Annotated in this window: 12 protein-coding genes and 1 pseudogene; all 13 read right to left on the bottom strand. The window is 39.4% G+C overall.

From position 1 onward, the window contains the following. Positions 1–559: pseudogene (locus B3473_RS01375) on the bottom strand (replication initiator protein A); the annotation flags it as partial. Between the two features lie 4 nt (positions 560–563). Further along, positions 564–725, bottom strand: a complete 162-nt coding sequence (locus B3473_RS01370; protein ID WP_293651011.1) for a hypothetical protein — start codon at positions 723–725, stop codon at positions 564–566. Between the two features lie 203 nt (positions 726–928). Further along, entirely contained in the window at positions 929–1,054 is a 126-nt protein-coding gene (locus B3473_RS01365; RefSeq protein ID WP_268828022.1) for a hypothetical protein, read from the bottom strand. Between the two features lie 15 nt (positions 1,055–1,069). Further along, positions 1,070–1,522: a LytTR family DNA-binding domain-containing protein gene (locus B3473_RS01360; protein ID WP_235281074.1), complete on the bottom strand. Its 453-nt coding sequence runs from the start codon at positions 1,520–1,522 to the stop codon at positions 1,070–1,072. 22 nt (positions 1,523–1,544) lie between these two features. Further along, the gene (locus B3473_RS01355) at positions 1,545–2,384 is read right to left on the bottom strand and encodes an ABC transporter permease (protein WP_293651010.1); all 840 of its coding nucleotides are present in this window, start codon (positions 2,382–2,384) and stop codon (positions 1,545–1,547) included. After that, positions 2,385–3,236 carry an ABC transporter ATP-binding protein gene (locus B3473_RS01350; RefSeq protein WP_293651009.1) on the bottom strand — a complete coding sequence of 284 codons (852 nt, stop codon included), beginning with the start codon at positions 3,234–3,236 and terminating at the stop codon, positions 2,385–2,387. It abuts the gene before it with no gap. Positions 3,237–3,360: 124 nt separating this feature from the next. After that, positions 3,361–4,371, bottom strand: coding sequence for an RNA-binding cell elongation regulator Jag/EloR (jag, locus tag B3473_RS01345; protein ID WP_154455284.1), 1,011 nt, complete (start codon positions 4,369–4,371; stop codon positions 3,361–3,363). Positions 4,372–4,382: 11 nt separating this feature from the next. Continuing rightward, entirely contained in the window at positions 4,383–5,198 is an 816-nt protein-coding gene (locus tag B3473_RS01340; protein ID WP_167829311.1) for a YidC/Oxa1 family membrane protein insertase, read from the bottom strand. Then, entirely contained in the window at positions 5,182–5,541 is a 360-nt protein-coding gene (gene rnpA / locus B3473_RS01335; protein ID WP_154455285.1) for a ribonuclease P protein component, read from the bottom strand. The genes B3473_RS01340 and rnpA overlap by 17 nt, the downstream gene beginning before the upstream one ends. Before the next feature lie 105 nt (positions 5,542–5,646). Beyond that, entirely contained in the window at positions 5,647–7,047 is a 1,401-nt protein-coding gene (gene argH / locus B3473_RS01330) for an argininosuccinate lyase (RefSeq protein WP_154455286.1), read from the bottom strand. A 278-nt stretch (positions 7,048–7,325) separates the two neighbouring features. Beyond that, the gene (locus B3473_RS01325) at positions 7,326–8,516 is read right to left on the bottom strand and encodes an argininosuccinate synthase (RefSeq protein ID WP_154455287.1); all 1,191 of its coding nucleotides are present in this window, start codon (positions 8,514–8,516) and stop codon (positions 7,326–7,328) included. 241 nt (positions 8,517–8,757) lie between these two features. Continuing rightward, positions 8,758–9,339 (bottom strand): NUDIX hydrolase, encoded by a 582-nt coding sequence (locus tag B3473_RS01320; RefSeq protein WP_154455298.1) that lies wholly within the window; start codon positions 9,337–9,339, stop codon positions 8,758–8,760. Between the two features lie 34 nt (positions 9,340–9,373). Next, complete coding sequence (gltX, locus tag B3473_RS01315) at positions 9,374–10,831, bottom strand: glutamate--tRNA ligase (RefSeq protein ID WP_168261160.1); 1,458 nt, start codon at positions 10,829–10,831, stop codon at positions 9,374–9,376. Positions 10,832–10,875 lie beyond the last annotated feature (44 nt).

Genomic DNA, 10,875 nt, shown 5'->3' with positions numbered 1-10,875 from the left:
CTGATTAGTTTCAGTTGACTGTGAAAATTCATTAGAATTTTTCTCAGTCTTTCTAGAACTAATATGATCACTATAATTAGTCTCGTTATATTCAGTCTCATTAGGGGCTGAATTTGACACCACCCCCGTATTATTTTGACACCCCCTGGTCTAAATTTGACACCCCGGGTAATTCATCATCGTTAGCGTCAAAATCATCAACAATCAAGTTTCCAAGATAAATACGATTAGCAAGGTTTCCTTTACTACTAGTTGACTGTTGAACTTCCTTAATTAAATCGTATTCAGCTAATTGTTTTTTTATCCTTAACAAAGTTGACTTTGATACTTTAAGAATTTTCATCAAACTTGTATTTGAATAAACTAGATAAATTCGTCCCTCTTCATCAACCCAATTATTTCTTAGGGAAAGGCTTAGTCTATCTTTTAAGATTGAGTAAGATACTTTTGAATCTAATCGCATATCTTCATAACGAGGACTTTCAAATAAAAGTTTTGGAAGTTTAAAATATCGTTCAGACGTTTCATACTGTTCTACAGTTATTGCATTAAAAACCATAAATCTATACCATTTTAAAATAAAGCTGACCATTTGGTTTTACTTCAATAAGACCAAATTTTTCTAATTCAGCAAGTTGACTTTGACTTTCTTTACGTGAAATTTTTAACTCAAACATCAAAAATTCAATGAGTATTTCACGCGAATGTAGTTCATTAGAAGTCATGTTTGTATCCTTTCTTTTTAGTACAGAAAAAGAGAACAATTTTCATTGCTCTCTTGACTTATAGATTTATTTTATTAATTCTCAAAACTCTAGACACTTACCGCTCTTTTTTAACAAATCAAATCCCCAATGCAGCTTTTCAAGGCGTTTGAAGAGGTCTGAAATTAAATAACTCACCTCAATGAGAAGTGTTGACTGAATATTTATTCACCACTGTCAGTAGCATATGTCTTTAGGATAGCATAGTTATCAGTTAAAGAATAAAATAAACCACCTTCCTCATCAGTAATGACTTTAGTATTTCCATCAATACCCCAGTCGTTAAACATTTCATCAATGTCACCTCACAATCCCAAGTTTTCCAACTCTGACAAATAACGCCGACTAACATCTGCTTTGATTTTTCCTGTCAATATCGCTAACATATTGCCTGAAAAGCTATTCTCAAGTGCTTTCAAATGATTGATATTAATCAAAGCATGCTTAGAAACCTGTACAAAATCTGGATTTGCTAAGCGATTGCGAAATTTATACAATCGGTCGTTAGTCAGCAATCGTCCCTGCGTCGTTTCCAAAATAAGGGTAGAGCCATCAACATCAACGAGAATCAAATCTGCCACATGCAACATTTCAATACAATCTACCGTTTTTATCGGCAAAACTGCCGGATCTGTTTGCTCAAATTGGGCAAGATAATCCAGAACTTTTTGTACGGAATTGTCAAACTGACAGCTTTTAACTAAGACTTCAATAACATCTTTTGGTAACTGCTTATTTTCCTCGAATTGATAGTGCACAACTCTCCCCCTCATTTTCTACTTATCCACTAATCACTGGACGTTTTTCTTTGACGATTAACATCATTGCTAGAACGCTAAGGTTAATAACCAGCACACCACTGATGATTAGCAATTCTTGATTGACCGTCGTTAATTCTTTTAATTTTAACCCAATGCCTAAGTACGCTTTTTCTGATTTTCCAAGATAGTCTTGGTTAATCAATACCTGACGATAAGCCGCAGCGACGTAGGCTGCTGGCGTTATTTTAACCACAATTTGTGCAATATTCGGTAGTACTCCAAGTGGCATATAAACGCCCACGAGAAACCCTGAAACTGTCCCAACAATAGTTGATAAAGCCTCACTAGATTCTATCGATTTGACAAATTGTAAAATCAACAAAGCAAGACTTGCTCCGAGTAATGACCCTAAAACCATTATACCAAGTATTTGTGGTAAATGTGAGGCAGAAAGGCTAATCTTATCTTGCCAATGAAAATAGAGTTTCATCACGATAAACATAAATGCTTGCATGGTAAAACCAATGATACTCGCTGACATTAAATAACCCAGATAGACTTTAAAACGTGACATATCAGTCAATAAAAAATCTTCTAGCTTGTGATTTTCTCGGTCATGAACTAAGCGAACAATTCCTGTCCAAGTTGTCGTAATGCTCGTTATCGCCAAGGTACCACCAATCACCCAATTATCTAAAACTTCTTCCAAATGTGGGGTTCCAGACCAAGAATCCTGCATATTTTTTTGCAAGAAAATAATGTATAAACCAAAAGCAATCAAAGCTCCCAACATCGAGAAAAAAACACTCATTTTATTGGAAAAATAAAGTTTCAAATTTCGTTTTGTCATTGCAACCATTTACGCCATCTCCCTTCCCGTAATGCTTAAAAAGACATCGTTAATATTAGCCTTTTTGTAATCAAAATCCTCAATCACGGCTCGCTTGTCCGACAAAATCGTTAGAGCTTCTGATACACTGTTAACCTCAATTTTCAAACAATCATCCGCTTGTAGATAATAATCGGTATCCTGAAAAGCTTTCACTTGTTGTGTTTTGATTAATAAATGGGGCTGTGTATAAGTTTCTTTCAATTCCTTGGCTGACCCTTTTGCCAAAACCTTGCCATGGTCAATGATATAAGCCATATCCGCATTTTCAGCTTCTTCAAGGTAATGCGTTGTCAAAAAGATTGTTAATTTTTCTTCCGCTTGCAACTGGCGTAATAATTGCCAAATAGCTTCTCGTGTCTGTATATCAAGCCCGGTTGTCGGCTCATCCAAGAAAAGCAAATTAGGCTTATTTAAAAGTGCACGAACAATATCAACGCGACGACGTTGCCCACCTGACAAAGTACCATATGTCTGATTAAGAAAAGCATCGATCCTCGTCAAACGAATCAGTTTATCCATCCAATCCTTATCACGGTTACGGTAAAGCGCCAAACGACTTCTCAAATTATCCAAAACAGTTAATTCCGCATCCAAGACACTCTCTTGAAAGACCATTCCGATTTTTAAATCTGGCGCTAATTCAATTTCACCAGAGGTCGGTGCCAAAAGACCCGTCAACATCCGCATTGTCGTAGATTTACCAGCACCATTTGTGCCAATATAGGCTATTAACATTCCCTCTTCAACTTCCAAATCCAAATGATCAATCACCAATTGGTCGCCAAATGTTTTCGTAAGCTTCTTCGTTCTAATCAACATAACCTTCCCCCCTTTTACAGCTATTATAGCAAAAAAGTCCCAACAAAATAGCCATCTTACGGTAAGCGGTGAAAAATAGCAACTAACCGACAAAAAAAAGAGCCTTAACGGCTCTGTAAATTTATTAAACAGCTGTCACAACCACGTAGCGATCTGGGTCATTACCTTCTGAATAACTATCCACGCCTTCAATGCTGGTGATAGTTTTGTGGACGATTTTTCGCTCACTATTGCTCATGGGATCCATGACATAATCTTTACCTGTTTCAAGCACGCGATTAGCTGCTTTTCGGGTAAATTCAATCAAGGTTTCCGTGCGGTGTTCCATGTAATCATGCACATTTAAAATCACTGAAAAATTCTTTGAATAACGGTCATGCAAGAAGTTTTGTGACAACAATTGCAATGATTTCAAGACTTTACCGTGATAGCCAATTACACGTCCTGCCTCTGGTGTTTCAATTTGCAAATTGATTTGGCGGCGGTTGTGGCTGGTTTCAAGCGTTGCTTCGATATCCATTTCATAAATGATTTTTTCGACATAGGCAGCTACTTCTTCAGCCGCTTTTTCGATATCATTGCTCAATTCAGCACGGTTGTCAGTCGATGAAACAGGCTCTTCTTTTGGTGTTTCTGGAGTTGGTTCAGAAACAGTAATTTCGGGGCTTGCTGAAACTTCTTGGGTGTCAGCTGTATTTTCTGGAGTATCAGCCTTTTCCAAGGCCTCTAAAACCGCTGTATGACCAGCTTCTTCAAGAATTCTTTGGGTCGATTTTTTGTGTTTGACGATGTTTTCCTTAACTTCATCATCAATCTTTTCGCCACGTTCTTCCATTTGCTTGATGATTCCTGAAATTTTGCGCAATTCCAGTGTGTCCTCAAGTTGAGAAGAAACGGGGGTATTTTGTTGATTGATGGTATCAGGAACGCCTCTGACAGCCTTTTGGTCTGCCCTATGAGCCGTTACTTCATTAATGCCTTCAATATCAACTTGAGCTGGTTTTTTACCAAATCCTAAAAAACCATGTTTTTCACGAGAAACGACTTTAATATGAGCTTTCAAGCGGGTTAGTTGCATCTCGTTTAGCCCTTTTTCGATTGCTTCTTCAACAGTTCGACCTGTGAATAATACCATACTTTCCTCTCCTACCTTTTTCTTCTTTGAGCTTTCTTTTTAGCTCGGCGAATTCTAGCAGCACGTTCTCTTTCTGCTTGCTCTTCTTCCAAACGTTTTGCAATAATTTTAAATGGGTTATTTAACAAAAGGATTTGGAAAACTTGGAAAGCATAGGATACAGACCAGTAAAGCACAACCCCTGAAGCCAATCGGAAACTCATAAAGAAAATCAAGACAGGCATGACATAAGTCATCACAGTCATGGCCATGTTTTGCTCACGCGCAGCCTTATTGGTCAACCAAGATGACAAGAAAGTAAACAAAGCAGCTGCCAACGGCAAGATGAAGTAAGGGTCTGGTTGTGACAATTCAATCCACAAGAAAGTCCCTGTCTTCAAGAAAGAAACGCGAGTCAAAGCTTGATACAAGGCCATCAAAATCGGCAATTGTACCAACAAAGGAATCATGGTCGCATAAGGATTGACACCGTATTTTCTGTAAAGAGCTTGGCTTTCCTCAGCCAATTTCATACGGCTATCTGTGTCACGACCTGGGTAACGCTTTTGCAATTCTCTCAACTCTGGTTGCAAGTCTTGCATTTTTTGACCAGATTTGATTTGAATATTGTAAAGCGGCATCATGAGGGTTCGGATAACAATGGTGAAGAGCACAATCCCAACACCGATACGACCGTTAATGGATAGCCACTGAATGGCTTTGGCAAAGAAATAAACAATCTGGTCCCATCCATTTGTTGATGAGGCTGTCACTTCTCCAGTACCACAAGCCGTTAGAAGTAATAAACTAAGACCGCTAAGTCCTAATAATTTAAAGTTTCTTTTCACTAGTTAGACCTTCCTGATATAGATTAGCAATTTTTAAAACATGGAGTAAATTCTTTTTCACTTCATGGTAGTCTAGCTCCTCGACACCTTTACGCGCAATAATCACAAAGTCGTAAGGCTGCAAATGAGGTGAGAATTCCAAAAGGACGTGTCGAATTTTTCGCTTGATACTGTTTCGTGTCACAGCATTTCCAAGTTTTTTGCTTACAGAAAGCCCTGCCCGATAGTGGCTTTGATTTTTTTTGAAATAATAAACGACAAATTTTCGGTTGGCAACACTAGTGCCTTGACTGAAAATAGTCTGAAAATCTTTGTCACTTTTAACACGATAGGTTTTCTTCAACGTACGACTCCATTCTAAATTATGTCTATTATACCATAAAAATTCAAAAAGCCCCAACCTCTAATGGTTGTGGGCTCAATATCTTCTGTTAGACGTTTATTTCACCTAATCTTTCTGCTGAGCTAAGCATTGTTTGGCTTGGTCAATTTGCCACTGTACTTGGTCAAAGCCTGTACCACCAAGCGAATGACGGCGTTTGACAGCCGTGTGAGAAGCCAACGTATCGTAAATATCCGCCTCAATCAAGTCAGAAATAGTTTGGTAACGCTCCAGCGGCACATCTTGCAAATAACAACCTGCCTTGGTGCATTCCAAGACTAACTTGCCGACGATTTCGTGGGCTTGACGGAACGGTAGACCCTTGCTAGCTAGATAATCGGCTAACTCTGTTGCATTTGAAAAATCTTTCTCTGTTGACTCAGCCATGTGCTCTTTATTAACCGTCATGGTTTTGAGCATTCCTGCCAAAATATCAATGGCCACCGTAATGGTTTCCACCGTATCAAACATACCCTCCTTGTCCTCTTGCAAGTCTTTATTGTAAGCCAGCGGCAAAGATTTCATCACGGTCAATAACCCAATCAAATTGCCATAAACACGCCCTGATTTTCCACGAATCAACTCGGCCATATCAGGGTTTTTCTTTTGCGGCATAATAGATGACCCTGTTGAAAACGTATCTGATAGGATGATAAACTGAAATTCATTTGAGCACCAGTTGATGATTTCTTCACACATACGGCTCATGTGCATCATCAACATCGAACTATTGGCCAAAAATTCCAAGATAAAATCACGGTCAGATACAGCGTCCAAGGAATTGCTATAAGGTTTGGCAAATCCCATCAAATCCGCTGTCATGTTACGGTCAATAGGGAAAGTCGTTCCCGCCAAGGCTGCCGCACCAAGAGGAGAGAGGTCTGTATGTTTCACGTTAAACACAAAACGTTCGCTGTCACGCGTGAACATATTATAATAAGCCATCAAGTGATGCCCAAATGAAATAGGCTGAGCGTGTTGCAGGTGGGTATAACCTGGCATGATGGTGTAAACGTGCTCTTGTGCCAAATCCACCAAGGTTTCCCGCAAATGAGCCAACTTACCAATCACCTCATCCAATTTTGCCTTCAAATACAGGTGCATATCCGTTGCCACTTGGTCATTACGCGAACGTGCCGTGTGCAATTTACCCGCCACAGGACCAATTTTAGCAGTCAAAAGGCTTTCCATATTCATGTGGATATCCTCATTTGACACGTCAAAAGTTATCTGGCCTGCCTTGTATTCTGCTAAAAGTTCTTCCAAACCTGCCTTGATTTGATCAGCCTCGTCTTTAGTGATAATACCTGTTTCACCCAGCATAGTCACATGGGCAATTGACCCTTTCAAATCAAATTCTGCCATTTTTTGGTCAAAAGAAATGGATGCTCCAAATTCCTCAACCCATTTTTCAAGACCAGCCTCAAAACGCCCGCCCCATAATTTATGATTGTCATTCTTATTCATAATCGTTTCCTTTTCCTAAAAGCAATCACGATTTCGTGTTGGTATTGTTATTAAAAAAGCTAGATTGCTCTAGCTATTTCACCTCACGGGGTGCTGGGCTTAAAGGCATCTCGCTGGATGGCCTTATTTAAGTTCGATGCCACTCTCTGTTGGCACTTGCGAATGAAAGTTATAAGAAAAGAGGTTCAGATAGGGCTCCCTGTCCCTTTTTATCTGAAGCTTGATGGATAAGCTTGTTGTCTCCTAAGCCTAAACAGTATCCCACCAATTTTCTTGTCTTATTGGTTGTTGACTTGTGAATTGACTTGGGTGGGTAGTCCCCAAAGTTTGATGAAACCTACGGCTGCGTCTTGGTCAAAGCTATCGGCTGATGTATAAGTTGCCAAGTTTTCATCGTAAAGTGAATTTGGTGATTGACGTGCCACCACTTGGGCGTGGCCTTTGTATAATTTCACTTTCGCAATACCATTTACCACTTTTTGCGTTTCTTTGATGTAGGCAATAATGGCTTGGGTTGCTGGGCTAAACCAAAGGGCATTGTAAATCAAATTTGACAATTCATTTTCAAGAATGGGTTTGAAATGTGATACTTCACGCACCAAGGTCAAATCTTCGATTTCTTTGTGGGCAGTCAAAAGTGTGATAGCTCCAGGACATTCGTAGATTTCACGCGATTTGATACCAACCAAACGGTTTTCCACGTGGTCAATACGTCCAACACCGTGTTTTCCAGCAATCGTGTTCAATGCTTGGATAAGGTCTGTCAATTTCATGGCTTCGCCGTTTAGGGCAACGGGTTTTCCTGCTTTAAATTCAATATCCACAAATTCTGGTGTGTCAGGTGCTTCTTCTGGTGACGTTGTAATGCCAAAGGCGTCTTCTGGAGCTTGATTCCAAGGATTTTCAAGAACACCGCATTCATTGGCACGACCCCAAAGGTTTTGGTCAACAGAATAAGGATTGTCAAGGTCAGCTGGAACTGGAACGCCGTTTGCTTTAGCGTACTCAATTTCTTCCTCACGTGACCATTTCCACTCACGCACTGGCGCAATCACTTTTAGACTTGGGTCCAGCGCAGCAATGGCCACTTCAAAACGCACTTGGTCATTTCCCTTACCTGTACAACCGTGGGCAATAGTTGTTGCACCCGTTTCGTGGGCGATTTCCACCAATTTTTTAGAAATAACTGGACGGCTAAGGGCTGATACCAAAGGGTATTTTTGCTCGTAGTAAGCATGAGCTTGCAAGGCTGGTAGAACATACTCCTCAGCAAACTCATCCTTAACATCAAGGACATAAGACTCAATCGCTCCGACCTTAAGTGCCTTATCATGAATAAAGTCAAGGTCTTTGCCCTCACCAACATCCATACAAACCGCAATCACATCATAATCTTTTTTAAGCCAAGTAATCGCAACTGATGTATCCAAACCGCCTGAGTAGGCTAAAATCACTTTTTCTTTTTCCATAGAACTTCTCTCTTTTCTTATAGTTTTCGTCTTTATTAATTTTATGTGCATAATTATACACAGGTAAAATCATATTGTCAATAGAAATTTGAATATTTTTTCAAAAAATATCCCGTTTTTTATCTTTTATAAGTGTTATACGGTATATATACAAAAATCATCTTCTTTTATACAAGAAATACAGAGCAAGTATTCTGGCATAAAAAAATAACCTACCACAAATTGTGATAGGTTAGGTCATTTAATGACTCTGCAATCTTAAATCCTCAATTTTTTGGGCTATTTTCTGATAGCCTGTCATCTGTTTAAAAGCATCCCATTCAATCCACTCAAATGAACTAGACTCTTTCTCATCTATGATAACCTGAGTATCCTTGCTCGATAAAAATAGGTATTGGCAATCATAGTGGTAATGACTTTTTTCATTTTTTAATGTATTTTCTGGAATTTTATGAATAGAGATGTGGAATGGAACAAGCGGATTGAGCGGATTTACACATTTATAGACTAAGTTTTCCGCATCAATCTGAGTTTCTTCAACCAACTCTCTTTTGGCAGCCATTAGAGGATTTTGGTCAGAAGGTTCAATGTGACCTCCTGGTTGCAGGTATCTCTTTAGAATATTATGGTGAAGCATCAAAACCCTGTTATCTTGCTCTGATACGACAAATATAGAAGCTGTAAAATGCCCTCTAAAGTTCTTTCTATTCGTCAATTCACTATCTGTTTCAGTAGCTACCTGACTTAAAAGATTGTCACAAGCAGACTGCTCATCAGGGTTATTCAAAAGGTATTCTGCCAATAACTCCTGATATTGCCCCATCCCCAATCTCCTTCCCATTTTGCCTCGTCACTCATTATGACAGGCTTTTAAGCATGTTATCGATGTGTTCGATTGATTTTTCACGACCAAGAAGGTAGATGGTATCTGGAAGTTCTGGACCGTGCATTTCACCTGAAACGGCGATACGGATTGGCATGAAGAGGTTTTTACCTTTGATGCCTGTTTCTTTTTGAACAGCTTTGATTTGTGGGAAGATGTTTTCAGATTTGAAATCTTCATCACTCATCGCTTCTAATTTTGCTTTGAAGGCTTCAAGAACGGTTGGTACAGTTTCACCAGCCATGAATTCTTTTTCAGCATCAGTTAATTCTGGGAAATCTTCAAAGAACAAGTCTGTCAATGGAACGATTTCGTCCACAGATTTCATTTGTGGTTTGTAAAGTTCCACTAATTTTTCAGCCTTGTCTGTCAAACGACCAGCTTTTTCCAAGAATGGTTTTGCCATCGCAAAAATGGTATCAAAATCAGCATTCTTGATGTATTCGTTGCTCATCCAATCCATTTTCTTTTGGTCAAAGGCAGCTGGAGATTTGCTCAAACGATGTTCGTCAAAGAGTTTAATCAATTCTTCACGTGAGAAGATTTCATCCTCACCACCTGGGTTCCAACCAAGAAGAGCAATAAAGTTAAAGACAGCTTCTGGCATATAGCCTTTTTTGCGGTAATCTTCGATAAATTGAAGCGTGTTGGTGTCACGTTTTGATAGTTTTTTACCTGTTTCAGAGTTGATAATCAAAGTCATGTGACCAAACTCAGGTGCTTCCCAACCAAGGGCTTCATAAACCATCAATTGTTTTGGTGTATTGGCAATGTGGTCATCTCCACGGATAACGTGTGAAATCTCCATTAAGTGGTCGTCAATGACAACGGCAAAGTTGTAAGTTGGATAACCATCTTTTTTCTGGATAACCCAGTCACCACCGATGTTGCCACCTTCAAATTCAATCTCGCCTTTAACGATATCATTCCATTTGTAGATACCTGATTCGTTGACAGCCAAGCGAACCGTTGGAACGATGCCTTTTGCTTCACGTTCAGCAATGTAGGCTGCTTTTTCATCCTCAGACATACCAAGAAATTCGTTAATGTAGCGTGGTGTTTCACCAGCAACTTCTTGGCGTTCACGTTCAGCAGCTAATTCTTCTTCTGTAACGTATGATTTATAAGCTTTACCTTCTGCCAACAATTGGTCGATGTATTTTTGGTAAATATCCAAACGTTCTGATTGGCGGTATTTGTCATGAGTTTCTGGGCTTTCGTCCCAATCCATTCCCAACCATTTGAGGTTTTCCAATTGTGAACGTTCACCGTCTTCGACATGGCGTTTACGGTCAGTATCTTCGATACGGATAATAAAGTCACCACCATGGTGACGAGCGTAAAGGTAATTAAAGAGCGCAGTTCGCGCATTTCCGATGTGTAAAAGTCCCGTTGGACTTGGTGCGTAACGCACACGAATCTTCTTAGGCATTGTCATCTCCTATTACATTTCAATCATTCCTATTATAGCACAAT

The sequence above is a fragment of the Streptococcus sp. UBA632 genome, assembly GCF_002300045.1.
In the GTDB taxonomy this organism is placed as follows: domain Bacteria; phylum Bacillota; class Bacilli; order Lactobacillales; family Streptococcaceae; genus Streptococcus; species Streptococcus alactolyticus.
Note: the sequence above shows the minus strand (reverse complement) of the source record. Positions and strands in the feature narration are given on the sequence as shown.

Coding starts and splice junctions, on each gene's coding strand:
- B3473_RS01355 (WP_293651010.1), bottom strand. CDS start 2,384: ATGGTTGCAATGACAAAACGAAATTTGAAACTTTATTTTTCCAATAAA.
- B3473_RS01320 (WP_154455298.1), bottom strand. CDS start 9,339: ATGGGGCAATATCAGGAGTTATTGGCAGAATACCTTTTGAATAACCCT.
- B3473_RS01350 (WP_293651009.1), bottom strand. CDS start 3,236: ATGTTGATTAGAACGAAGAAGCTTACGAAAACATTTGGCGACCAATTG.
- jag (WP_154455284.1), bottom strand. CDS start 4,371: ATGGTATTATTCACAGGTCGAACTGTTGAAGAAGCAATCGAAAAAGGG.
- B3473_RS01325 (WP_154455287.1), bottom strand. CDS start 8,516: ATGGAAAAAGAAAAAGTGATTTTAGCCTACTCAGGCGGTTTGGATACA.
- gltX (WP_168261160.1), bottom strand. CDS start 10,831: ATGCCTAAGAAGATTCGTGTGCGTTACGCACCAAGTCCAACGGGACTT.
- argH (WP_154455286.1), bottom strand. CDS start 7,047: ATGAATAAGAATGACAATCATAAATTATGGGGCGGGCGTTTTGAGGCT.
- B3473_RS01370 (WP_293651011.1), bottom strand. CDS start 725: ATGACTTCTAATGAACTACATTCGCGTGAAATACTCATTGAATTTTTG.
- B3473_RS01365 (WP_268828022.1), bottom strand. CDS start 1,054: ATGTTTAACGACTGGGGTATTGATGGAAATACTAAAGTCATTACTGAT.